The sequence below is a fragment of the Aeromonas sp. INTO2 genome (assembly GCF_049860605.1).
GTDB lineage: Bacteria > Pseudomonadota > Gammaproteobacteria > Enterobacterales > Aeromonadaceae > Aeromonas > Aeromonas caviae.
The window spans coordinates 1,920,334-1,943,760 of the sequence record NZ_CP187588.1 but is presented as its reverse complement, the minus strand read 5'-3'; the positions used below and the strand labels follow the sequence as shown (position 1 = coordinate 1,943,760).

The window sequence follows — 23,427 nt, the reverse complement described above, 5'->3', positions numbered from 1 at the left end:
CGAATGTAGCACTGAGGTTGATGAAGTCGAAATTGATGAAAGGGATTTGTCATGATTGATTACTTATCCATTGAGCATCGGGGCGCGACCAAACATGCCCATATATTGCAGGCAATGAGATTGCCCGCCGTTCGGTTCTGTGGCCCGTCTCGGCCCAGCATTCGAATTTCATCCGGCAAACTGGGGGAGGCGATGACGCTTCAATCTATTTGTCCTTGTTGTTACCTGCCGATTAACGGTAACAGTGACGGTTATTGCAATCGCCAGATGTGCATTGACGTTCGTATGGCCGCCGAACGTAACAAGTTAATTGCCGAACACGGACAGTATTTAGTCCAATGGGAAACCATGGACGCGCAGATTAAACACCAACGCTTTGCCGATAAAGACAAAGCAGAGGCGTTTTATGTGGGGATTTACGCTGACTCTGTTAGCGCATTCCTGCAATACCCAGATGGCCGCATATTGGAATAGCAGCCTATTTAAGTAACAGTGACCAAAAAACAGGAAACCAAATCATGAAGGTTCATTATATCGGAGTCGCTAGACGTTACGGCACATCCAGCAAAACCGGCAAACAATATGACATGTGTATGTTGTCCTATGCTGTGCCAATTAAAGGGAATGTCACCCAAAGTATGAACTATTCCGGCTTTGGCTATGAAGTCAAAGAGGTGGATTTAGATCCCAACGCCATGAATCATTTCGCACTGTGCAAACTGGGTGAAATTGTGGACGTTGAAGTACAACCGAACCCCAGTGATCTGACCCGTAATATTGTGTCCGGCATTGTGGGCAAATCCTCCGTTGGCGCTCAAGCCAAAGAGGATAAATTCTAATGCCTCGTCCGTGCTTCTTTGTTGATACTGTTACAGGGGTAACAAGGGTTGAGCATTTGGATGTTTGCCCGCAGGTGAGCGCGGACGGGTCGTTAGTTTACACTCTGCTAACTCCAATGGAATTAGACAAGGTGTTAAGTGTTACCGATTTATTCGGGTTTGATCCCGAATATTTCGGCATGTTTGTTCTGTATTTTATCCTGCTGTTTTTGGCAGGTTATTTCACTGGTCTTATCGCTAGAAAGATAAGTCGTTAACTTTAAGGGAAATATCATGAAAAAGATCAATAATCTGTTTGCTGCTGGCATGAAAAAAGCGACCGTTCCCGCAGTGGCCGCTGCCTCTCTGATGGCCGCGCCCGCTTTCGCGGATACCAAGCAGGCTATTACGGATGCTATTGCGGCAGGTCAGGAAAATTACGGACTTGTGACTGCTGGTGTCATCGGTGTTGCTGCGCTCGGTTTTGCCCTTGGCATGATCGTTAGCTGGCTCCGCAAGTAAATCGTGCTCGTAGCCGCCATTCTAGCAGCCACTGGCGCGTTTGTGTTTGGGGCTGCGTTCCTGTCGGGGGTGTTCACCTCCTAAATCATAGGGGGGCTATGCCCCCTTTTTTTATTTGGTGTCGCCATGCGTTATCTGTCCGTTCTGTTGTTGTCTCCTTCTCTGGCCTATGCGGCATGTGCTCCTGGGGTTAATTATGGTTCCCTTGGCATAAGTTCGCCCAGCCCGATATGTATTGCTTATTCTGGTTCATCGCTTGGCGGTTGCTCTGCATATTGCGGTGGTGGTGCTGGTTCAACCGTTTGTGTTGAATTACCTCTTGATACTCCGCCGAGCAAAGGCCCTTACTTCTCTGACGGTAATGAGTGCGAGATTGGGGGCGGTGGGGATGATGGCGGCGGAGATAATGGCGGCGGCAATAATGGCGGAGTGGGTGGAGACGTCGGCCCTAATGCGCCTATGTATCGTGCGCCCCAGACTTTGGTGGGTAATTTGCAAACTGCTAATTTAGCCCCTGCCTTTGATTCTGTCTCGTTGAATATTGAACGATTAAAAAACTTGGTTGGGCAAGAGAGCCGAGCCGCCAGATATGATATGTCTTTTATGATAAAAGATTTAGCTAGAATTGCTCAAAATACATCAGGGATGAATGGTGGCGCTGGGACATATGGCCCCTTACTTTATGAGATGAATGGACATTTAAAATCTCTAAGCGAAAAGTCGGTATTTGAACCTAATTTTTGGAATGATAAAGATATTGCGCGAACTAATCAGCTTTCTGATATGAGGCAGGATATATCTTATTTGGGTTGGGAACTTAAAAACATATCTGATATTCTTAGTAGTGGCGGCGGTTCTAGTGGCGGCGGTTCTAGTGGCGGCGGTTCTACTGGTGATTTATCTGCAATCCAAGGTGATGTAGCCTCACTAAAAGCAATGCAGCAATCTTTAATGTCAACTATTGGCTCTATTAGCGGTAATACTAGCTCCATGTCGTCCAATATTGGTAACATGCTTGGCTCTATTGGGAGTCTCCAAGGTTCGGTTAATTCGGTTAACTCCAACATTTCCAGCCAGTCTGGCTATTTAAGTCAGATGAATGATAACCTTTATGCTATTAAGTTTATGCTTCAGGATGGTTTAAAGGATGGCTGGGGAAATTCTGGGGGAGGGCAGGGCGATGATGGTGGTGGTGATAAGCCTTGCACTGGCCCTCTATGTTCTTTTACTAAGCCATCCAGCAGTTCTGGCTCTGCCTTGTCAAAGGTTTTTTCTAATGAATCTATTGATGATGTTAAAAAACAAATAGAGAATAAAGACACTGAAATATCTGACGCCATGAATAATATTAAGTCAGTTTTTGCCCCTGAGGAATTAACTATTACTGGCACTTACAATAATGATTATCATGATATAAATGGCGTTAGGGTTGATTTGAGTGGTAAATCTAACCTCGAATTGTTTTTTAATTCCGGCCCTAAAATGGCCATTTGGTTCCTTGCTGTTTTGCTTGCTTTTTCAATTTTGATGGGGGGGCGCAAAAATGCGTAACTTGTTTATTATGGCTTTGCTCGTTCTGCCATCGCTTGCCTTTGCGGCTGATGATTCATCATCTTTCTTAGACTATGTGGGGCAGCAACTCAACGATTTGCATTATGCCATTACTGAGGAAGTGCCCGGCATTTTTCATCGCTTTGTTGCGTGGGGTGTCGAGTATTACACTTTGGCGATGTTAACATTCAAGCTCCACATGATTAAATTTGCTTATCTGGTTGCCCAGCAAATAGCGACTGACATTAATATCGCGGCTTATCTCTCCGCAGCTATATCGCAATTGCCTAGCGGCGTTCGCTGGGGCCTTCAAGAGCTTGGTTTTGCTAATGCTCTTAATCTTTTGATTAATGTCTATATCACGCGCTTTGTCATGAATATCATGGGGTGGTAAATGGCAATCGTTATTGAGCATGGTCATAATGGCTCTTATAAATCGAGCTCGGTTATTTGGTTTCGCTTGCTTCCTGCGCTTCGTGCTGGTCGTCTCGTTGTCACTAACGTTGCGGGCATGTGGCCTAAGCATAAAATCGAGGAATTTCTCGGTGAAAAGTTCCCTGAGTCTGCAAAGTTGTTTCGCGTTAGTTCGCAAGACCCTAAATATCAAGAGCTTTGGCGGCGTTGGCATCATTGGATGCCCATTGGTGCATTCGTCTTTATAGATGAATGTCAGGACATATATGACAGGGATGTGTTTAAGGGGCAGGAGGAATATAACCTAAAGCCGATTGATACTTATAGCAACGTATTGCCTGCTGACTTTATTCAGCTCTTTAAAGACGTTCTAGCGAGTTATAAACCGGAGACTATTGAAGAGTGTGATACTGATGATACGGGGAGGGTTGTTTTTGATGAACGGGGTCAGATTATGTATCCGACTAGCCCCAAAGAATCGTTTATGCGTCATCGTCATTACAACTGGGATGTGGTCTTTGCTACGCCTGATATTACTTCTATCCCTCGGCCCGTTCGGGCCTGCTGTGAAGTGGCCTTTGCTTATTCAAGTAAAGATTCGTTCTTTCTTTCCAGACGGAAACCCCGCATCTATGAGCATAACCCCCTTGAAAACGGCATCCCGACCAAGCAGAGCGTCACGTTTAAGCGGCGTGTGCCGCTGGCTGTGCACATGTTATATAAGTCCACTCAAACAGGCTCTATTACTAAATCTGGTCAATCTAGCGGCCCGTTATCCTCGTTTAAGGTTCGTTTTGTCCTGTTTTTCGTTATACCGCTCGTGTTTGTCTGCTGGGGCTGGATTCTTTATACAAAGTTTGCGGTTGACTCTGCATTACCTGAAGGTGGGGAGCCTGTGGCTGCTCAAGAAGGTCCTGCTACGTCTGCTGATCCTGTGGCTGTGTCTGTTTCTAACTCGAATGCTGGCAACGGGAGCTCTAAACCTGCTTTCGTGATGCCTTACGGCGTTACTGAGCTGTTTAGCACTGGTGCTAGTGGCGCGATCTATGCGGGACGATTTGAGGGGCTTGTGTTGTTTTCAGGGATGCGCGGTAAGGAAGAGTTAGCGTTTAACTCTGATGACTTGGTGAACCTTGGGTATAAGGTCGATTACCTGGGCGATTGCTATTCGGTGGTCACAGACCGCAATGGCCGCGCCATCACTGTTAACTGCCAGCCTCGTATTGTGACGCCAGCACCCAAACAGAATGGCGGTCTTGCCATGCCCGAGAACGTCACAACCTTAGCCAGTCTAACCACGCCATCGGCGTGAGATAGCGGGCTGAGCGCACTAACGCCGATGGCGTGGCCAAGGGCCATGCCATCAACTTGTTATCTCTTATCGCCGATAACTAGCTTTATCGGCGACAGCATTAAATCCCGCCCTGCAGCGTACCTGGTTGCGCGGCCACAACACAATGTGTGGTGACTGCGCATAATGTCGAGTGTTTATGTTTAATGCTCGGCCACCTGCGATAATCCCGAAGGGGCAGGGGGCACCCGTCAGGGTCATTGAATATAAACCCCATTATGCGCAGCCATCACTTTATTTATGGTAACAGTTACCACAAATACCTTGCCTTTATGGTAACAGTGACCGATAATGTAATTACGGTAACAGTTACCGCAAACAAAAGGAATTTTCCATGAATAACACTGTTCGCTTTCTTCAAGTTCTCACCGACTCCAATCTTTCTTGGTTTTCTTTTTCTTTGGGAACTAATTTCCCCATCATGCGAGAAACCAAGACATATTGGATAATCAATATTCTTGGCGATATTGAAAAGAAGGTGATGAAATCAACATTTCGCCTTGCTGGTTGTAAGGACTCCCCCCTGTTTGGTGTTTACGAGCCCCAGCCCTTACCCCCGTGCGACAATGACCCCATCCCCGTTCGCCGCCGTGGTCGCCCCGTTACTGGCAAGGCTCTTTCTCCAGCCGAAAAACAGGCCCGATACAGAGCCCGCCAAGCCGAAAAAACGGTAACAGTTACCTTTAATCGTGCTCACATGGCCACGCTCAAGACGCTTTTGGCCAACGCTCCCGAATCCTTGGGGTTGCCTGTTGACCAACTCGATAGCTTGGCTAAATGTGTGTTTGATGCGGCCCTCAAGTAGGGCCCATATCTTGCCGTCTGCCGCTGCTGTCTCCCTGCATATGGTGAGCAGCGCGAACCATGATAAACATCAGTTCCGCAGGGCGCTTGCGTCCCGAGGACCTATGCCCCGATGTGTCTGCCTCCTCGATGTGATTCATGATCTCGTAGAGTCAAAGCTGCAACACCCCCCCCTTCCTGCAAAACCGATCTTTAAGGCTACGATAGAGCGACCAGCCGAAGGCTATGGGGCGCGTGTGGTGACAAATATCGCTGCGTGTCGGAGACAAGCCCATGGCATAGGTCTTCGCCCTTTCTTTGTCTCTGGCAGCGTCTCAGGGATGAAAAACCCCCAGCCGTGGGGCAGGGGGTTTGGGGGTGTTTGGAAGTCCGGGGTTCGGTGACTCCCGGACTTTACCGCAATATCCCGCGGTGCCAACAACTAGAGCTCGATAAAAATTTCACCCCTCTTGTTAACTTTGGCTTTGTCAACTGTAAGATCTATCAGTCGGTGCAGTAGTTCGGACTCTTGAACGGGCGCCCTTTCCATGTTTACCAGTATCTTGTTGATTTCCCTGCACTTTACCTCTGCGCGTCTTTGTTCGTCTTTGGTCAGTCTCAGTGTCGCTGGCATGGACATAAATCCTCTCTAGGTTTGCCCTCTCAGTTTACATGCATACATGTTGACAGGTTTTATGTGTGCGCGTATACCTGCATTCAAATTGGCTATAAGTTACATGCGTGCATGGGTGCATATGTTTTTCGATTGGCTTGAGATAGAACAGACGTTTGACCAGCCTTTACCGCTTCTTGATGGCAATGCGTACCTTCGTCTTGTTGTCGAGCAAGGGGAGGTTGTTCAAGACAATGGCATTGCGTCTCCTGCCTATAGTCACAAGGGTTCTTTCTGTGACTCCGTGCTCATTCGTGCATCTGGGAATCGTCTTTTTATGAGTGGCAATCCCAGCCGCTGGGGTCGCCTCGAAAATCTGTGGGGATTTACGACTGTTGACCAGTGTGTCCACAAATTTAATGAGATCTTGAGAGAGGTATACGGGCGTTTTGATTTCGTCCCTCAGTTCACCAAGTGCACGGAAATTTTTTATAGAGACGATTCTTTTGAAGGTGGTTCCCCTATGCAGCGCATTGGTGCTGATGGAGCCATCATCAAAGGGTTGCATACTACTAGAAATTTTACCGTTGGTGCTGAGAACGAAAAAAAATATATATCGGCGGTATCTACACTTTCATATAGAAACTCAATCCCTCATTTATTCACCAATAGTTATGGTTGTGATTGGAAGTCAAAGAAAAATAATTCGGCGTTAATATATCCTTGTGTGTATGCCAAGGGTAATGAATTGGAGTTGCATTCACTACCTAAAGTAACCAAGGCTTTTGGCTCGGAGTCAGATGAAGTTGAGCATTTGCAGCGTGTGATTGATTATTGTTGGTCGGTCGGCTTAGTTCGCTATGAGCTGAAATTTAAATATCGTTATTTGCAGCGTGAAGGTTTGCAATATTGGGGCAAATCAGACTACTCCAGACTCGAAACCGTAATGTCGGAGTTTACCAGCCTAGACCAAAAACTGAGCGTATCTAATATGAAATTTGAAAATATAGCCCAACAGCTTTTCTCTGCTGGCGTAGTGGACTCGACTAAGGCCGCGAATATTACAGCAATGTATGCTATTCAGTGGGCAGATGGTCATGAGTTTGATTTAGATAAAAGGCAAATCCAAACACACCGTGCCCGCCTTCGGAAAATTGGAATTGATATTGCTCGTCCGTGCAATATTAGTCAATTCAGCCCTGTAAAAATGGTTTCCTGCACTGAAATTCACCGTCAGGAATGTTTGCCGCCTAGCTGGTATCAAATGCCCAAACTTCAACTGAGGGTCGTGGCATGAATATGAAAAAACCACTTCCGCATCGTGTTACTGTTTTCCGTTGCGAACTCTGCAATATAGATATCCCCCGCTCACAGGTTCATGAGCAGCTTTGTCATAATGAACACTTTGAGCATTTCTTTGTCTGGGTCTGCCCCGAATGTAGCACTGAGGTTGATGAAGTCGAAATTGATGAAAGGGATTTGTCATGATTGATTACTTATCCATTGAGCATCGGGGCGCGACCAAACATGCCCATATATTGCAGGCAATGAGATTGCCCGCCGTTCGGTTCTGTGGCCCGTCTCGGCCCAGCATTCGAATTTCATCCGGCAAACTGGGGGAGGCGATGACGCTTCAATCTATTTGTCCTTGTTGTTACCTGCCGATTAACGGTAACAGTGACGGTTATTGCAATCGCCAGATGTGCATTGACGTTCGTATGGCCGCCGAACGTAACAAGTTAATTGCCGAACACGGACAGTATTTAGTCCAATGGGAAACCATGGACGCGCAGATTAAACACCAACGCTTTGCCGATAAAGACAAAGCAGAGGCGTTTTATGTGGGGATTTACGCTGACTCTGTTAGCGCATTCCTGCAATACCCAGATGGCCGCATATTGGAATAGCAGCCTATTTAAGTAACAGTGACCAAAAAACAGGAAACCAAATCATGAAGGTTCATTATATCGGAGTCGCTAGACGTTACGGCACATCCAGCAAAACCGGCAAACAATATGACATGTGTATGTTGTCCTATGCTGTGCCAATTAAAGGGAATGTCACCCAAAGTATGAACTATTCCGGCTTTGGCTATGAAGTCAAAGAGGTGGATTTAGATCCCAACGCCATGAATCATTTCGCACTGTGCAAACTGGGTGAAATTGTGGACGTTGAAGTACAACCGAACCCCAGTGATCTGACCCGTAATATTGTGTCCGGCATTGTGGGCAAATCCTCCGTTGGCGCTCAAGCCAAAGAGGATAAATTCTAATGCCTCGTCCGTGCTTCTTTGTTGATACTGTTACAGGGGTAACAAGGGTTGAGCATTTGGATGTTTGCCCGCAGGTGAGCGCGGACGGGTCGTTAGTTTACACTCTGCTAACTCCAATGGAATTAGACAAGGTGTTAAGTGTTACCGATTTATTCGGGTTTGATCCCGAATATTTCGGCATGTTTGTTCTGTATTTTATCCTGCTGTTTTTGGCAGGTTATTTCACTGGTCTTATCGCTAGAAAGATAAGTCGTTAACTTTAAGGGAAATATCATGAAAAAGATCAATAATCTGTTTGCTGCTGGCATGAAAAAAGCGACCGTTCCCGCAGTGGCCGCTGCCTCTCTGATGGCCGCGCCCGCTTTCGCGGATACCAAGCAGGCTATTACGGATGCTATTGCGGCAGGTCAGGAAAATTACGGACTTGTGACTGCTGGTGTCATCGGTGTTGCTGCGCTCGGTTTTGCCCTTGGCATGATCGTTAGCTGGCTCCGCAAGTAAATCGTGCTCGTAGCCGCCATTCTAGCAGCCACTGGCGCGTTTGTGTTTGGGGCTGCGTTCCTGTCGGGGGTGTTCACCTCCTAAATCATAGGGGGGCTATGCCCCCTTTTTTTATTTGGTGTCGCCATGCGTTATCTGTCCGTTCTGTTGTTGTCTCCTTCTCTGGCCTATGCGGCATGTGCTCCTGGGGTTAATTATGGTTCCCTTGGCATAAGTTCGCCCAGCCCGATATGTATTGCTTATTCTGGTTCATCGCTTGGCGGTTGCTCTGCATATTGCGGTGGTGGTGCTGGTTCAACCGTTTGTGTTGAATTACCTCTTGATACTCCGCCGAGCAAAGGCCCTTACTTCTCTGACGGTAATGAGTGCGAGATTGGGGGCGGTGGGGATGATGGCGGCGGAGATAATGGCGGCGGCAATAATGGCGGAGTGGGTGGAGACGTCGGCCCTAATGCGCCTATGTATCGTGCGCCCCAGACTTTGGTGGGTAATTTGCAAACTGCTAATTTAGCCCCTGCCTTTGATTCTGTCTCGTTGAATATTGAACGATTAAAAAACTTGGTTGGGCAAGAGAGCCGAGCCGCCAGATATGATATGTCTTTTATGATAAAAGATTTAGCTAGAATTGCTCAAAATACATCAGGGATGAATGGTGGCGCTGGGACATATGGCCCCTTACTTTATGAGATGAATGGACATTTAAAATCTCTAAGCGAAAAGTCGGTATTTGAACCTAATTTTTGGAATGATAAAGATATTGCGCGAACTAATCAGCTTTCTGATATGAGGCAGGATATATCTTATTTGGGTTGGGAACTTAAAAACATATCTGATATTCTTAGTAGTGGCGGCGGTTCTAGTGGCGGCGGTTCTAGTGGCGGCGGTTCTACTGGTGATTTATCTGCAATCCAAGGTGATGTAGCCTCACTAAAAGCAATGCAGCAATCTTTAATGTCAACTATTGGCTCTATTAGCGGTAATACTAGCTCCATGTCGTCCAATATTGGTAACATGCTTGGCTCTATTGGGAGTCTCCAAGGTTCGGTTAATTCGGTTAACTCCAACATTTCCAGCCAGTCTGGCTATTTAAGTCAGATGAATGATAACCTTTATGCTATTAAGTTTATGCTTCAGGATGGTTTAAAGGATGGCTGGGGAAATTCTGGGGGAGGGCAGGGCGATGATGGTGGTGGTGATAAGCCTTGCACTGGCCCTCTATGTTCTTTTACTAAGCCATCCAGCAGTTCTGGCTCTGCCTTGTCAAAGGTTTTTTCTAATGAATCTATTGATGATGTTAAAAAACAAATAGAGAATAAAGACACTGAAATATCTGACGCCATGAATAATATTAAGTCAGTTTTTGCCCCTGAGGAATTAACTATTACTGGCACTTACAATAATGATTATCATGATATAAATGGCGTTAGGGTTGATTTGAGTGGTAAATCTAACCTCGAATTGTTTTTTAATTCCGGCCCTAAAATGGCCATTTGGTTCCTTGCTGTTTTGCTTGCTTTTTCAATTTTGATGGGGGGGCGCAAAAATGCGTAACTTGTTTATTATGGCTTTGCTCGTTCTGCCATCGCTTGCCTTTGCGGCTGATGATTCATCATCTTTCTTAGACTATGTGGGGCAGCAACTCAACGATTTGCATTATGCCATTACTGAGGAAGTGCCCGGCATTTTTCATCGCTTTGTTGCGTGGGGTGTCGAGTATTACACTTTGGCGATGTTAACATTCAAGCTCCACATGATTAAATTTGCTTATCTGGTTGCCCAGCAAATAGCGACTGACATTAATATCGCGGCTTATCTCTCCGCAGCTATATCGCAATTGCCTAGCGGCGTTCGCTGGGGCCTTCAAGAGCTTGGTTTTGCTAATGCTCTTAATCTTTTGATTAATGTCTATATCACGCGCTTTGTCATGAATATCATGGGGTGGTAAATGGCAATCGTTATTGAGCATGGTCATAATGGCTCTTATAAATCGAGCTCGGTTATTTGGTTTCGCTTGCTTCCTGCGCTTCGTGCTGGTCGTCTCGTTGTCACTAACGTTGCGGGCATGTGGCCTAAGCATAAAATCGAGGAATTTCTCGGTGAAAAGTTCCCTGAGTCTGCAAAGTTGTTTCGCGTTAGTTCGCAAGACCCTAAATATCAAGAGCTTTGGCGGCGTTGGCATCATTGGATGCCCATTGGTGCATTCGTCTTTATAGATGAATGTCAGGACATATATGACAGGGATGTGTTTAAGGGGCAGGAGGAATATAACCTAAAGCCGATTGATACTTATAGCAACGTATTGCCTGCTGACTTTATTCAGCTCTTTAAAGACGTTCTAGCGAGTTATAAACCGGAGACTATTGAAGAGTGTGATACTGATGATACGGGGAGGGTTGTTTTTGATGAACGGGGTCAGATTATGTATCCGACTAGCCCCAAAGAATCGTTTATGCGTCATCGTCATTACAACTGGGATGTGGTCTTTGCTACGCCTGATATTACTTCTATCCCTCGGCCCGTTCGGGCCTGCTGTGAAGTGGCCTTTGCTTATTCAAGTAAAGATTCGTTCTTTCTTTCCAGACGGAAACCCCGCATCTATGAGCATAACCCCCTTGAAAACGGCATCCCGACCAAGCAGAGCGTCACGTTTAAGCGGCGTGTGCCGCTGGCTGTGCACATGTTATATAAGTCCACTCAAACAGGCTCTATTACTAAATCTGGTCAATCTAGCGGCCCGTTATCCTCGTTTAAGGTTCGTTTTGTCCTGTTTTTCGTTATACCGCTCGTGTTTGTCTGCTGGGGCTGGATTCTTTATACAAAGTTTGCGGTTGACTCTGCATTACCTGAAGGTGGGGAGCCTGTGGCTGCTCAAGAAGGTCCTGCTACGTCTGCTGATCCTGTGGCTGTGTCTGTTTCTAACTCGAATGCTGGCAACGGGAGCTCTAAACCTGCTTTCGTGATGCCTTACGGCGTTACTGAGCTGTTTAGCACTGGTGCTAGTGGCGCGATCTATGCGGGACGATTTGAGGGGCTTGTGTTGTTTTCAGGGATGCGCGGTAAGGAAGAGTTAGCGTTTAACTCTGATGACTTGGTGAACCTTGGGTATAAGGTCGATTACCTGGGCGATTGCTATTCGGTGGTCACAGACCGCAATGGCCGCGCCATCACTGTTAACTGCCAGCCTCGTATTGTGACGCCAGCACCCAAACAGAATGGCGGTCTTGCCATGCCCGAGAACGTCACAACCTTAGCCAGTCTAACCACGCCATCGGCGTGAGATAGCGGGCTGAGCGCACTAACGCCGATGGCGTGGCCAAGGGCCATGCCATCAACTTGTTATCTCTTATCGCCGATAACTAGCTTTATCGGCGACAGCATTAAATCCCGCCCTGCAGCGTACCTGGTTGCGCGGCCACAACACAATGTGTGGTGACTGCGCATAATGTATATTATGTTAAATGAAATATCTTGGTATTCTGTCACCCTCAACCGAACTGTGTATAATGGTGGCAATTGATCCTATCCCCGACCGGATGTCTTAAGTGGCTGAATTAACATCAGAACAATTAAAACCCGCTTTCTCGATTGAGCAGTTCCCCACACTTGGCGAGCTCGACCCCATTCCGTTTGCCGCCCTGCAACCCAGAGCGATTTCGGGTATCAAACGGCTGGCCAGTTTTGATGGTGACTGCCCGGTCATGATCCTCAACGGTTTCCCCGGTGCAGATTACGAGAATGTCTGCCAGACCCTGATCGCCTCTTCGAATGGCAAGGATGGCGACCTGTTCGATCTCTGTTATACCGAGAATCTCAACAACCCTTTCAAGCCCATCTGGCTGCGCCTGCAACCGGGCTCGGGTTTCGAGTTCTGCGAAATGGTCGGTGAGCTGCTCAAGCTGATGAGCCACCATCTCGACGCCGAGCGGCTGGTCACCCGGATCATCCGCAAACAGAACAACGACCCCAAGATCGTGGATTTCCTCTCCGATCTGGCCGCCCATGTCGCCCAGGGCCTCGAGTTCCAGCACCCGGTGCTCATCAACCTGCTGATCCATCATGAGGATCAGCAAGCCCCTGTCGTCTACGGCCGTGACCTGAACTGGGATACCTTGTTCGGCTCTATCAACTATCAGACGGAACAAGGCTCCGTCTACGCCAACCAGCACCTTTTGGAACCTGGTCTGCTGCGGGAAGCCAACGGTGGTTACCTGATACTTCAGCTCGATGAGCTGCTGGATCAGCCTCATCTCTGGTTCAAGCTCAAAAACGCCATGCAAAAAGGCGAGCTGGACTGGAATGCCTATCAGGAAGGCAAGACGCTGACACCGTTCTTCACCCCGGAAGCGACCCCCATCCGGTTCAAGTTGATCCTGGTCGGTGACAGGCTGGACGTGGCGGAATTCCAGATGCTGGACAGGGACATGGCGGAGCGCATCTTCCTGCGTGCCGATCTGGTCTCCGAAGTGAACATCGAGGAAGATCTCCCCGCCTTCCTGCAATATCTCGCCTGGCTGCGAGCGCGCTGGGCGCTGCTGGATTTCACGCCAAGTGCCCTCCTCGCCCTCTGTCGCCATGCCAGCCGCCTGTGTGACCACCAGGAGTGGCTATCCCTCTCCGAGGTACAGCTCGGCGCCATCATGCGCATGGCCGACAGCCTGGCCCGCGAGCTGGAAGCGACCAGCGTCACTGACGAACATATCCTGCTCGCCCTGGAAGAGCAGGATTACCGCCTCAACTATCTGGTGGAGCAATCGGATCAGGGTGTTATCGACGGCCAGATCCTGCTGCAGACCGACGGTGAAGAGGTTGGCCAGATCAACGGCCTTTCCGTCATCCAGGTGGCCGGCCATCCCTATGACTTCGGGGAGCCGGTACGCCTCACCGCGACCGTCCACCTCGGGGATGGCGATGTGGCTGACATCGAGCGCAAGGCGGAGCTCGCCGGGCACATTCACGCCAAAGCCATGATGATCATCCACGGTTACCTCTCCAACAAGTTCGGCGCAGAGAACCCCTCGCCGCTCTCGGCCAACCTGGTGTTCGAGCAGTCATACCACGAGATCGATGGTGACAGCGCCTCCCTGACCGGCCTGTGTGCCCTGCTCTCTGCCCTCGCCCGCCAGCCCATCTACCAGCACTTCGCTGTGACCGGTGCGGTCGACCAGTTCGGCAATGTGCAGGCCGTTGGCGGCGTGAACGAGAAGATTGAGGGCTTCTTCCGGGTGTGCAAGATCCACGGCCTCACCGGCAAGCAAGGCATTCTGCTGCCCGGCACCAACGCCCAGCAGCTCAACCTCTCTGATGAAGTGATCGCGGCAGTAGAGGCCGGCCAGTTCCACATCCACCCGGTGGATCACGTGGAAGAGGCTATCGAGCTGCTCACCGGCTGCGTTGCTGGCGAACCAGACATGCCGGATACCCTGTTTGGCCGCATCCAGGAGAGACTGGACGAACTCAATGGCACGGCAACCAAGAGTGGCGGCCTGCTGCGCAGCCTGCTGGATCGGCTGCTTGGCCGTTAAATGAAGTGATCGGAGTTGTTTAGCGAACATCTGTAAGCTAAATTGGCCCGGCTTTGACCCATATGAAGGATAAACAGCGTGACCCTAGATAACGACACCACTGATCCCCGCCTCTCCCTGTGCGAACAAGGCAAAGAGTCCTTTACCCGTGAAGAGCTGCTTGCCTGCAGCCGTGGCGAATTATTTGGTGAAGGTAACAGCCAGCTGCCCGCCCCCAACATGCTGATGATGGATCGCATCGTCAAGATCAACGACCATGGCGGCGAGCACGGCAAGGGTGAAATCCTGGCTGAACTCGATATCACGCCGGATCTCTGGTTCTTCGACTGCCACTTCCCCGGCGATCCCGTCATGCCCGGCTGCCTGGGCCTGGATGCTATGTGGCAACTGGTCGGCTTCTTCCTGGGCTGGAAAGGGGGTCCTGGCAAAGGACGTGCGCTGGGTGTCGGTGAAGTCAAGTTCACCGGCCAGATCCTGCCGACGGCCAAGAAGGTCACCTACAAGATCACCTTCAAGCGCGTCATCAACCGCAAACTGGTCATGGGCATTGCCGATGGCGTCGTGGAAGTGGATGGTCGCCCCATCTACAGCGCCACCGATCTGAAAGTGGGCCTGTTCAAAGACACCACCGCATTCTGATCCTGCTCCTGGGTGAGCAGAGACAACGTAAAGGGGCCACGATGGCCCCTTTCCTATTGTAATGAGTGATGAAGTATCGGTTACTTCATGAAGAGGCCTGAGCCTCGCCCTTCCATGGCATCGCGCCAACCACCAAGCCAATGGCCCCTGGCATCCAGGCACTGGTACGGACACGCTTCTTTCTGTTTGCCGACTACGCCAGCCTGATAACCACGAGCGCGAGCTCTCTCCAGACGGTCCCGTTTCTGTCTCTTCATCATCTACGACCCTCTTCGTGGAACAAAAAAAGCGACCAGTTTTTCACCGGTCGCCTTCATCTTTACCCCAGGGGGGAGGCAGGGTCAAACAAAAAATTCCATGCTATTCAGGGGTTGTGACACAAGATACTGAACTGCATTAATTTTTGATGACACTTACTTATCGCTGATAGCGACGCAGCCAGGCAAAGGGCAGCGCCAGCAGAGTCAACCAGAACAGGCTGCCACCACCGCCCTCGCCACCATCCTGACCGGTCTGGTTGTTGACCGGCGCATTGCTGACCACATAGCTGGCCGGGGCATTGCCCTGATAATCCGCCACGGCCGGCGTCAGTTTGACGGCGACCACGGTGGCGTTGGCGCGTTTGTTGAGGTCGCTCTCGCTGTCATAGCGATACGCCGTCGCGGCAATGGTGCCGTCGCTGCTGATGCCGCTGGCATAAGCGATGTGATAGTACTTGCCGTTCTGGGCACACTGCTTGTTGCCGGCGTCATCCTTGCCACAGATGAGATCGTTCAGATACCAGCTGTTGGCCGGGGCGGCCGCGTTCAGCAGGAAGGCTTCCTGCATGCGGTTGGTGCCATTGACCACCGGTTGGGTCTGATGGCGGGAGTCGCGCCAGCCAACCACCATGTTGTGCTCGTTGATGGCGGCCGCTTCCGAGCCTGCCCCCGAGACCGGCTTGTCTTGAAGAGGAAGGCTGGCCGCCGTACCCGGCTTGCTCAGGTTGAACAGGAACATCTCCACCGGGCGGTTCTGACCCTTGTTGATGCGATAGCGCTGGTTGCCGATCACGTAGCCGTTGTCGTTGACGGCCACGGCCCAGCTGTGTTGCAGCTTGGCATCGTCCTTGCCAGGCTCGCCATCCGGCAGCGGGATGATCTTGGTGGTGCCCACGGTGCCGGCAGCCGTATCCAGGGTCCAGTAGCTGGCGAGGTTGCGGCCATCCAGATCACCGGTGCCCACCTCGCCGGTAGAGCTGTAGCCCACGCCGTAGAGGGTGCCGTTGTACTTGGCCACGCCCAGTGCAGAAGCGGTTTGCAGCACCTCGTCACGCTGATGGCCATAGGTGCCGGCCTGCATCAGCTTGTTGAACCCGCCCGAGCTGTTGAGCAGCCAGAAACTCGCCTGGGTATCGACCCCGGGGCAGTAGCGGAAGTCACCGTACTGGCTGTCATTGCCCGTCTCGAAACACCACTTGTAGAAATCACCGCCCACCTTGTGGCGATACTTGTCGCTGGCCGCGGTACCGGTCACCAGATACTGACCGTTGTCCAGCTTCTTGATGGAGGTGGGTACGCTCAGGCCGTGGGTGCTGGCCGCATCCTTGAGCTCGACCGGGTTGCCGTCATTGACCACGGCAAAGGCGGTGCGCAGCTTGCCATTCATCTTGTAACCGACCCGATCCTCCGGAACATCCCCGAGGGCCGTCACCAGGCCATCGACCTCGGAGCTGGTCACGTAGCCCAGGTTGCTGCGTTGATCCACCTTGTCCAGGAAGTCGCGACGCCACTGGTAGGCAAAGCCCGAGTTGTCGCTCCAGAAGGAGTTGCAGACCGAGTTGGAGAGCATGCAACCCTGCTCGAAACGGAAACGATCCACCAGGAAGTCGGCAAACCGCACGGTGGAGAAGTATTCCGCCATGTTGTTCTTGGTGTTGAGCCCGATGAGGCCGTTGGCATCGCCGCTGATCCCGCTGGCATAGCCTTTGACTTCGTCATCGACGATGGTGAAAAAGGAGCTTTGTGCCGCCTGCGCGTTGAGGCTGGCGCCGACCAGGATGGCCAGCATGGATAATTGCTTTTTCATCTACTTCCTTAGTCTTGATGTTTCAACGCTTCCAACTCCTCCCAACGGGAGAAGGCGTGTTCCAATGCGGCCTCTGCCGCATTCAATGCATCCAGTTTGGGCTGGGTCTGCTCTGCTGGCAGGGAGAAGAAACCGGGGTGGTTAATCTCGGCCTGCAGGGCATCGAGTTCCATTTCCAACTGTTCCAGCCGGGCTGGCAGATTATCCAGCTCCAGTTGCAACTTGTAAGAGAGTTTTCGTGTTTTTTTCGCAGGCTCCGCTGCCGATGCGACAGGCTCTGCCACCTTGACCGGGGCCGGCTTGGCCGTCTGTTGGGCGGCCTGCAGGGCTCGTGTGGCCATCATGTCGGCGTAGCCCCCGACATAATCGCTGATCCGTCCATCCCCTTCAAACAGCCAGCAGCCGGTCACGGTATTGTCGATGAAACGGCGATCGTGGCTGACCAGCAGCAGGGTGCCCGGATAATCGGTGAGCAGCTCTTCCAGCAATTCCAGCGTTTCGACATCCAGGTCGTTGGTTGGTTCATCCAGAATCAACAAGTTACTGGGTTTGAGGAAGAGTTTGGCCAACAGTAGACGGTTTTTCTCGCCCCCTGACAAGGCCTTGACCGGGGTGCGCGCCCGCTTGGGCTCGAACAGGAAGTCCTGCAGGTAGCCAAGGATGTGGCGGGAGCGGCCGCGAACCATCACCTCCTGCTTGCCCTCCCCCACGTTGTCCACCACCGTCTTCTCGGGATCGAGCTGCTCACGGTATTGATCGAAGTAGGCCACTTCCAGGTTGGTCCCCTGGCGCACCGAGCCACGGCTCGCCTCGAGCTGGCCCATCAGCAGCTTGATCAGGGTCGACTTGCCGCAGCCGTTGGGGCCAACCAGAGCAATCTTGTCCCCGCGCAGCACCTGCAGATCCAGTCCCTGGAACAGGGTGCGATCACCAAAGTCCAGCCCCAGCCCCTCGGTCTCGAACACCAGCTTGCCGGAGCGGCCCGCCTCGTCCAGTTGCAGCTTGGCCTTGCCCTGCAGTTCCCGGCGCTGGGTGCGCTCCATGCGCATCGCCTTGAGGGCCCGCACCCGTCCCTCGTTGCGGGTACGACGCGCCTTGATCCCCTGGCGGACCCACACCTCTTCCTGGGCCAGCTTGCGGTCGAACTCGGCGTTTTTCAGCTCCTCGACCCGCAACCACTCCTCCTTGCCTTGCAGATATTCGTCATAGTTACCGGGCCAGGAGGTGATCACGCCGCGATCGAGATCGATGATCCGGGTCGCCAGCTTGTGGATGAACTCCCGGTCGTGGGAGATGAAGACGATGGCGCCACGAAAGTCCTTGAGGAACTCTTCCAGCCAGTTGATGGCATCGATGTCCAGATGGTTGGTCGGCTCGTCCAGCAGCAACAGGTCCGGGTCACACGCCAGGGCGCGGGCCAGAGCCACCTTGCGCAGCCAGCCGCCAGACAGACTGTCGAGCGTCACATCAGGGTCGAGATCGAGCAGGGTCAGCACCTGATTGATGCGGGTTTCGTACTGCCAGCCGTTCTGATAGTCGAGCTGCTCCTGCAACTGGCTCATGGTGCGAATGTTGGCATCGGAAGGGTCGTGCGCCAGGGCGTGGGAGACATGGTGGTACTGCTTGAGCAGCTCCCCTACCCCGGCCAGCCCTTCTGCGGCGTAATCGAACACGGTGATCTCGCTCGAGGCGGGCGGATCCTGCTCGAGGCGGGTCACTTTCAAATCTTGTTGCAACACCAGACGGCCGTCGTCCAGCGGCAGTTCGCTGGCAATCACCTTCATCAGGGTGGACTTGCCCGCCCCGTTGCGACCCACCAGACAGAGGCGCTCGCCCCGCTCTATGGTGAGCTCGGCATGGTCGAGCAGCGGAAAATCACTGAACGACAGGGACGCGCCGTGCAATGTCAAAAGAGCCATGTTTGTTCCTTGTTGCTTATGAAAAAACGGGCGGCAGCGTGAATCTGCCCCCGTTTTGTCGTCAAATCCTGCTCACCCCTGTGCCAGCCAGCCTTGCAGCTCCCCCAGGGTGAAGGGCCAGCCCAGCTCCCGGCCGGCACTGTCTTGCAGCACCGGGATGCGCACCCGGTAAGCCTCGAGCCAGGCCTCCTCCTCCAGGATGTCGCAGCGGCGGGTCTGCGCGGCCATCCCGGCCTGTTCCACCAGCGTCCACGCCTGTTCGCACAGGTGGCAGCCGTCGGTGTGAAACAGGGTCAGCATCAGCCTTGTGCCTCGGCGTGGGTGATGATCCAGCAGTTGTGGATATGCTGGTTGCGCTCGAAGTCCTTGGGCCGGGTCTTGTTCGTGATGTTCTGCGCCTTGAGACCGATGGCGTCAAGGCCGGCCAAGTCCATCTTGAAGTGGCGTTTGTTGTTGGAGAAGACCAGGGTGCCGTCCGCCGCGAGCAGGCGCTTGAGGTGCTGCATCAACAGCAGGTGATCCCGCTGCACGTCGAAGCTCTCGTCCATCCGCTTGGAGTTGGAGAAGGTGGGCGGATCGATGAAGATGAGGTCGTACTGCTCGTCGGCTTCCGACAACCACTTCAGGCAGTCCGCCTGCACGAACTTGTGCTCGCGGCCCACCAGCGAGTTGAGGCGCATGTTGTCCTGGGCCCAGTTGAGGTAGGTGCGCGACATGTCCACCGTGGTGGTTTCGCGGGCGCCGCCGAGCCCCGCGTGCACGGTGGCACTGCCGGTGTAGGCGAAGAGGTTCAGGAAGCGCTTGCCCTTTGCCATCTGGCCCAGCATGCGGCGGGTCTGGCGGTGGTCGAGGAAGAGGCCGGTGTCCAGATAGTCGTAGAGGTTGACCCAGAGGCGTGCACCGTACTCCTGCACCTCCATCCGGTGCTGCTCTTCGGAGAGCTTCTGGTACTGCTGTTTGCCTTCCTGGCGCTCGCGCACCTTCAGGATCACCTTCTCGCCGTCCATGCCGGTCACCTTGATGGCGGCCTGCACCATGTCCAGCAGACGCTGGCGGGTTTTCTGGGCGGGAATGTCCTTGGGCGCCGCGTACTCCTGTACCACCAGATAATCCTGATAGCGGTCGATGGCGGCGTTGTATTCCGGCAAGTCCGCGTCATAGAGGCGGTAGCAATCGAGGTTCTCCTTGCTCGCCCATTTCTCGAGGGTCTTCAGATTCTTGCGCAGACGGTTGGCAAAGTCCTGGGCCACCTCTTTCTGGGAAGCGACGGCATCGAGGGCGATCTGATAGTTGCGCAGCTGGCACTCGAGGGCGCCGTTGAACAGGCGATACTGCTTGTCGGCACGCAAGCGCAGGCAGCTCAGGAGTTCGGGAGAGGCGGAGAGAATGGTGACCTTCCACCCCTGGAAGCCGCGGCGCAGGGCATCGCCAAGGGCCTGATGCACTTCCAGCAACGCCGGGAATTCACCGAGACGCTCGCCATAGGGCGGGTTGGAGATGAGCATGCCGACCTGACGGCTCTCTCCTTCCACAGCCGGCATCGGCAGCGGATTTTCCAGCTTGGTGACATCGGCCTGCTTGAAGGTAATGAGATGGGCCACGCCGGCGGCCTTGGCGTTGTCACGGGCCTTCATCAGGACCCGGGTATCCGCATCGCAACCGAACAGTTTCACCTCGCAGCGCTGCATGCCGCGCTTGGCACGCACCTGGGCTTCCATCATCAGACTCTGCCACAGTTCACCATCGTGTTGCAGCCAGCGATCGAAACCGAAGCGCTCACGGCGCAGCGCAGGCGCCATGTCGGCAGCGATGAATGCCGCTTCAATCAGCAGGGTACCGGAGCCGCACATGGGGTCCATCATGGGCTCGCCAGCCCAGCCGCTGCGGGCAATCATGGCCGCAGCCAGGTTCTCTTTGAGGGGCGCCTCGCCGGTGCCCTGGCGATAGAAGCGCTGGTGCAGCGCCGGTCCTGACAAGTCCAGCGTGATATTGGCCTTGCCTTTGCCAAGGTGCGCCATGATGCGAATGTCCGGAGACTTCTTGTCCACATCCGGGCGCACGTGGCCGCGCTTGGTGAAGCGATCGACGATGGCGTCCTTGATCTTCAGGGCGCCGTACTGGGTATTGCGAATGGAGGCGTTGGTACCGGTAAAGTCCACCGCGATGGTGGCGGTACCGGAGAAGTGCTCCTCCCAGGGAATGGTATGAGCCCCGAGGTAGAGGTCCAGATCGTCGTTCATCTGGAACTCGGAGAGCACCAGCACGATACGGGAGGCAAAGCGGCTCCACAGACAGGCCTTGTAGCCGATGGTCAGTTCGCCCTTGAAGTGGACGCCGGCCACGGTCTCACGGACCTGCTCCGCACCCAGATTGGTCAGCTCGACGGCCAGCAGGTTTTCCAGCCCCTTGGGGCAGGTTGCAAAAAATTCTTTCATCACGCTCACGGGGATGCCATAAAAATAGTGCCGCATTATACCTTATCGGCCCGCGCTCGGCACTCGAACCTTGGACAAAGGCGCCATATAAACGGCAAGAGGCGCGGCAGACTCTCCCCTCCCCCCTTGCGGGCGACAGGATCCCGCTCTTGGCTGGCAGCTGTCTACCATCACATTCGTAAAGAATTCGAAAATCTTGCCCGGACCGGGCAGAAAACGGTCGTGACGACCTGACGAGGAGAAAATACAAATAATGGAACAAGAGAGAGACTGAGCGCTTAAATATCAGACCAATATAGCAGACCTATAACGGACTTATTCGTCGCCATATAACGGCCCCTCGTCAGCCCACTTCCCGATATTGTGTCTGTGCCCGGACTCTGGCTTGCATCCGGTTATTCATCACCTTGATCACGGCAAAGCGCGACAGCGTCTTGCTGTTGGTCAGCACCAGCTCGTCGGTCAGGTTCAGGCAAACGCTCGCCTGATCGCCGGCTTCGATGACCATGAATTCCCCCCGACCATGGGGCGTATCCATCCACACCAGGGATCCCATCTCCGGAATAACGTGAGCCTGCTGTTCATGAAAGAACCAGCTTTGCGGCATCAGGGGTTTATAAAAACGGCTGACGGCGATGGCATTGAGGACCAGCTGGACCTGGTGGGGCGTACTCCAGTCGAGTTCAGCGGCCTTGTCCATCAACTGGTAATAGAGGGCGGCATCATCCACACAAAAAGGCTGGGTGGTGAAAGAACAGGGAACAAGTTGCCGACCTTTATATTCGGTGGCAAATATCATGCGATCGGACAAATCCAGCATCAGGCGATCATCCTGAGCGTCATAATGCCACTGCCAATTGTCATTGGGTTGAATACACATGGTGGTGCCCTTATCTAAGCCGTCCCTCGACTTTATTCCATGTCGAGAATTTGAGCAACGTTAAATAAGGGCAACCGGTTATTTTTTAAATATGGGTAACGATCTCTTTGACCAGACTCGGCCCTTTATAAATAAAGCCGCTGTAAATCTGGACAAGACTGGCACCCGCCGCCAGTTTTTCCCGAGCCGCCATGGCGCTGTCGATACCACCCACACCGATAATGGGCAGGGCGCCGTCGAGGGCCTTGGCCAGGTGGCGGATCACCTCGGTGCTCTTGTGCTGGAGCGGACGACCGCTAAGCCCGCCAGCCTCTGCGGCATGGGGCATGTCATATATCATCTCCCGCTCCAGAGTGGTATTGGTGGCGATGACACCATCAATACGGTTCTTGATCAAAGAGGCGGCTACCTGATCTATTTCATCGAGTGACAGATCCGGGGCAATTTTCACGGCCAGCGGCACATACTTTTTATATTTCTCGGCCAGCTCCTGTTGACGCTGTTTCAATGCGGCCAGCAGTTCATCCAGTGCATCGCCATATTGCAATTGACGCAGACCCGGGGTGTTCGGCGAGGAAATATTGACCGCAATATAACCGGCGTGGTCATACACCTTGTCCATGCAGAGAAGGTAATCATCCTTGCCCTGCTCGATGGGGGTGTCCTTGTTCTTGCCGATATTGATGCCGATCACCCCCTGATATTTGGCCTCTTTCACCTTGGCCACCAGGTGATCGACGCCCTTGTTGTTGAAGCCCATGCGATTGATGATCCCCTCGGCCGGGATCACCCGGAAGAGACGTGGCTTGTCATTGCCGCTCTGGGGTCTGGGGGTCACGGTACCGACCTCGATGAAACCGAACCCCATGGCGCCGAAGGCATCGATGCACTCTCCATCTTTATCCAGACCGGCGGCCAACCCCACCGGATTGGCAAAATTAAGCCCCATGACGGTGACGGGGCGTTTGGGCAGAGAGTGGCGGAAGAAACAATCAAGCGGGGTACCAAGAAGGCGGGGCAAATATTTGATGGAGAGATCGTGAGCCTGCTCCGGATTGAGTTTGAACAGGAAATGCCTGGCGAGTGGGTACAGCATGCTTGCTCCTTAAAAAAAGCCCCGGCAACTGGCCGGGGCTTTTG

At 52.7% G+C, this 23,427-nt stretch carries 23 protein-coding genes; 16 read left to right on the top strand and 7 right to left on the bottom strand.

Annotated elements, in window-relative coordinates:
• Positions 1–51: 51 nt before the first annotated feature.
• From ACPW74_RS09270 to fabA, 16 genes are all read left to right on the top strand, one after another.
• Positions 52–474 (top strand): hypothetical protein, encoded by a 423-nt coding sequence (locus ACPW74_RS09270; RefSeq protein ID WP_425859004.1) that lies wholly within the window; start codon positions 52–54, stop codon positions 472–474.
• A 44-nt stretch (positions 475–518) separates the two neighbouring features.
• Entirely contained in the window at positions 519–839 is a 321-nt protein-coding gene (locus tag ACPW74_RS09265; protein ID WP_244060639.1) for a hypothetical protein, read from the top strand.
• Positions 840–1,112: 273 nt separating this feature from the next.
• Complete coding sequence (locus ACPW74_RS09260; protein ID WP_128314191.1) at positions 1,113–1,340, top strand: hypothetical protein; 228 nt, start codon at positions 1,113–1,115, stop codon at positions 1,338–1,340.
• Between the two features lie 126 nt (positions 1,341–1,466).
• Positions 1,467–2,891, top strand: coding sequence for a hypothetical protein (locus ACPW74_RS09255; protein WP_425859002.1), 1,425 nt, complete (start codon positions 1,467–1,469; stop codon positions 2,889–2,891).
• A complete protein-coding gene (locus tag ACPW74_RS09250) occupies positions 2,884–3,285 on the top strand; it encodes a DUF2523 family protein (RefSeq protein ID WP_128314296.1) in 402 nt (133 codons plus the stop codon). Before ACPW74_RS09255 ends, ACPW74_RS09250 begins: the two co-directional genes overlap by 8 nt.
• Positions 3,286–4,617 carry a zonular occludens toxin domain-containing protein gene (locus ACPW74_RS09245; RefSeq protein WP_425859000.1) on the top strand — a complete coding sequence of 444 codons (1,332 nt, stop codon included), beginning with the start codon at positions 3,286–3,288 and terminating at the stop codon, positions 4,615–4,617.
• Between the two features lie 373 nt (positions 4,618–4,990).
• The gene (locus ACPW74_RS09240) at positions 4,991–5,461 is read left to right on the top strand and encodes a hypothetical protein (protein WP_244060643.1); all 471 of its coding nucleotides are present in this window, start codon (positions 4,991–4,993) and stop codon (positions 5,459–5,461) included.
• A gap of 733 nt (positions 5,462–6,194) precedes the next feature.
• On the top strand, positions 6,195–7,349 hold the full coding sequence (locus tag ACPW74_RS09235) for a phage/plasmid replication domain-containing protein (RefSeq protein WP_425859005.1): 1,155 nt from the start codon (positions 6,195–6,197) through the stop codon (positions 7,347–7,349).
• Positions 7,350–7,536: 187 nt separating this feature from the next.
• Positions 7,537–7,959, top strand: a complete 423-nt coding sequence (locus ACPW74_RS09230) for a hypothetical protein (RefSeq protein ID WP_425859004.1) — start codon at positions 7,537–7,539, stop codon at positions 7,957–7,959.
• A 44-nt stretch (positions 7,960–8,003) separates the two neighbouring features.
• The gene (locus ACPW74_RS09225; RefSeq protein ID WP_244060639.1) at positions 8,004–8,324 is read left to right on the top strand and encodes a hypothetical protein; all 321 of its coding nucleotides are present in this window, start codon (positions 8,004–8,006) and stop codon (positions 8,322–8,324) included.
• Positions 8,325–8,597: 273 nt separating this feature from the next.
• A complete protein-coding gene (locus tag ACPW74_RS09220) occupies positions 8,598–8,825 on the top strand; it encodes a hypothetical protein (protein ID WP_128314191.1) in 228 nt (75 codons plus the stop codon).
• Between the two features lie 126 nt (positions 8,826–8,951).
• A complete protein-coding gene (locus ACPW74_RS09215) occupies positions 8,952–10,376 on the top strand; it encodes a hypothetical protein (protein ID WP_425859002.1) in 1,425 nt (474 codons plus the stop codon).
• Positions 10,369–10,770 (top strand): DUF2523 family protein, encoded by a 402-nt coding sequence (locus tag ACPW74_RS09210; RefSeq protein WP_128314296.1) that lies wholly within the window; start codon positions 10,369–10,371, stop codon positions 10,768–10,770. The genes ACPW74_RS09215 and ACPW74_RS09210 overlap by 8 nt, the downstream gene beginning before the upstream one ends.
• Entirely contained in the window at positions 10,771–12,102 is a 1,332-nt protein-coding gene (locus tag ACPW74_RS09205) for a zonular occludens toxin domain-containing protein (protein WP_425859000.1), read from the top strand. It abuts the gene before it with no gap.
• 265 nt (positions 12,103–12,367) lie between these two features.
• Positions 12,368–14,347, top strand: coding sequence for a Lon protease family protein (locus ACPW74_RS09200; RefSeq protein ID WP_041211430.1), 1,980 nt, complete (start codon positions 12,368–12,370; stop codon positions 14,345–14,347).
• A gap of 78 nt (positions 14,348–14,425) precedes the next feature.
• Positions 14,426–14,986 carry a 3-hydroxyacyl-[acyl-carrier-protein] dehydratase FabA gene (fabA, locus tag ACPW74_RS09195; RefSeq protein ID WP_010674758.1) on the top strand — a complete coding sequence of 187 codons (561 nt, stop codon included), beginning with the start codon at positions 14,426–14,428 and terminating at the stop codon, positions 14,984–14,986.
• Positions 14,987–15,066: 80 nt separating this feature from the next.
• Here the strand turns inward: fabA and rmf are convergent, their stop codons facing one another.
• The 7 genes from rmf to pyrD form a co-directional block, all read right to left on the bottom strand.
• A complete protein-coding gene (gene rmf / locus ACPW74_RS09190) occupies positions 15,067–15,246 on the bottom strand; it encodes a ribosome modulation factor (protein WP_005315693.1) in 180 nt (59 codons plus the stop codon).
• A gap of 157 nt (positions 15,247–15,403) precedes the next feature.
• Positions 15,404–17,053, bottom strand: coding sequence for a DUF3466 family protein (locus tag ACPW74_RS09185; protein WP_010674760.1), 1,650 nt, complete (start codon positions 17,051–17,053; stop codon positions 15,404–15,406).
• An 8-nt stretch (positions 17,054–17,061) separates the two neighbouring features.
• On the bottom strand, positions 17,062–18,972 hold the full coding sequence (uup, locus tag ACPW74_RS09180; protein WP_029314544.1) for an ATP-binding cassette ATPase Uup: 1,911 nt from the start codon (positions 18,970–18,972) through the stop codon (positions 17,062–17,064).
• Between the two features lie 72 nt (positions 18,973–19,044).
• Positions 19,045–19,272: a glutaredoxin family protein gene (locus ACPW74_RS09175; RefSeq protein ID WP_010674762.1), complete on the bottom strand. Its 228-nt coding sequence runs from the start codon at positions 19,270–19,272 to the stop codon at positions 19,045–19,047.
• On the bottom strand, positions 19,272–21,443 hold the full coding sequence (gene rlmKL, locus ACPW74_RS09170; protein ID WP_323947161.1) for a bifunctional 23S rRNA (guanine(2069)-N(7))-methyltransferase RlmK/23S rRNA (guanine(2445)-N(2))-methyltransferase RlmL: 2,172 nt from the start codon (positions 21,441–21,443) through the stop codon (positions 19,272–19,274). Before rlmKL ends, ACPW74_RS09175 begins: the two co-directional genes overlap by 1 nt.
• Positions 21,444–21,750: 307 nt before the next feature.
• A complete protein-coding gene (locus tag ACPW74_RS09165; protein ID WP_201972613.1) occupies positions 21,751–22,287 on the bottom strand; it encodes a cell division protein ZapC in 537 nt (178 codons plus the stop codon).
• Positions 22,288–22,372: 85 nt separating this feature from the next.
• Positions 22,373–23,383 carry a quinone-dependent dihydroorotate dehydrogenase gene (pyrD, locus tag ACPW74_RS09160; protein ID WP_039040791.1) on the bottom strand — a complete coding sequence of 337 codons (1,011 nt, stop codon included), beginning with the start codon at positions 23,381–23,383 and terminating at the stop codon, positions 22,373–22,375.
• Positions 23,384–23,427: the final 44 nt, after the last annotated feature.

Coding starts and splice junctions, on each gene's coding strand:
- ACPW74_RS09270 (WP_425859004.1), top strand. CDS start 52: ATGATTGATTACTTATCCATTGAGCATCGGGGCGCGACCAAACATGCC.
- ACPW74_RS09265 (WP_244060639.1), top strand. CDS start 519: ATGAAGGTTCATTATATCGGAGTCGCTAGACGTTACGGCACATCCAGC.
- ACPW74_RS09260 (WP_128314191.1), top strand. CDS start 1,113: ATGAAAAAGATCAATAATCTGTTTGCTGCTGGCATGAAAAAAGCGACC.
- ACPW74_RS09255 (WP_425859002.1), top strand. CDS start 1,467: ATGCGTTATCTGTCCGTTCTGTTGTTGTCTCCTTCTCTGGCCTATGCG.
- ACPW74_RS09250 (WP_128314296.1), top strand. CDS start 2,884: ATGCGTAACTTGTTTATTATGGCTTTGCTCGTTCTGCCATCGCTTGCC.
- ACPW74_RS09245 (WP_425859000.1), top strand. CDS start 3,286: ATGGCAATCGTTATTGAGCATGGTCATAATGGCTCTTATAAATCGAGC.
- ACPW74_RS09240 (WP_244060643.1), top strand. CDS start 4,991: ATGAATAACACTGTTCGCTTTCTTCAAGTTCTCACCGACTCCAATCTT.
- ACPW74_RS09235 (WP_425859005.1), top strand. CDS start 6,195: ATGTTTTTCGATTGGCTTGAGATAGAACAGACGTTTGACCAGCCTTTA.
- ACPW74_RS09230 (WP_425859004.1), top strand. CDS start 7,537: ATGATTGATTACTTATCCATTGAGCATCGGGGCGCGACCAAACATGCC.
- ACPW74_RS09225 (WP_244060639.1), top strand. CDS start 8,004: ATGAAGGTTCATTATATCGGAGTCGCTAGACGTTACGGCACATCCAGC.
- ACPW74_RS09220 (WP_128314191.1), top strand. CDS start 8,598: ATGAAAAAGATCAATAATCTGTTTGCTGCTGGCATGAAAAAAGCGACC.
- ACPW74_RS09215 (WP_425859002.1), top strand. CDS start 8,952: ATGCGTTATCTGTCCGTTCTGTTGTTGTCTCCTTCTCTGGCCTATGCG.
- ACPW74_RS09210 (WP_128314296.1), top strand. CDS start 10,369: ATGCGTAACTTGTTTATTATGGCTTTGCTCGTTCTGCCATCGCTTGCC.
- ACPW74_RS09205 (WP_425859000.1), top strand. CDS start 10,771: ATGGCAATCGTTATTGAGCATGGTCATAATGGCTCTTATAAATCGAGC.
- rmf (WP_005315693.1), bottom strand. CDS start 15,246: ATGATGAAGAGACAGAAACGGGACCGTCTGGAGAGAGCTCGCGCTCGT.
- ACPW74_RS09185 (WP_010674760.1), bottom strand. CDS start 17,053: ATGAAAAAGCAATTATCCATGCTGGCCATCCTGGTCGGCGCCAGCCTC.
- uup (WP_029314544.1), bottom strand. CDS start 18,972: ATGGCTCTTTTGACATTGCACGGCGCGTCCCTGTCGTTCAGTGATTTT.
- ACPW74_RS09175 (WP_010674762.1), bottom strand. CDS start 19,272: ATGCTGACCCTGTTTCACACCGACGGCTGCCACCTGTGCGAACAGGCG.
- rlmKL (WP_323947161.1), bottom strand. CDS start 21,443: ATGCGGCACTATTTTTATGGCATCCCCGTGAGCGTGATGAAAGAATTT.
- ACPW74_RS09165 (WP_201972613.1), bottom strand. CDS start 22,287: ATGTGTATTCAACCCAATGACAATTGGCAGTGGCATTATGACGCTCAG.
- pyrD (WP_039040791.1), bottom strand. CDS start 23,383: ATGCTGTACCCACTCGCCAGGCATTTCCTGTTCAAACTCAATCCGGAG.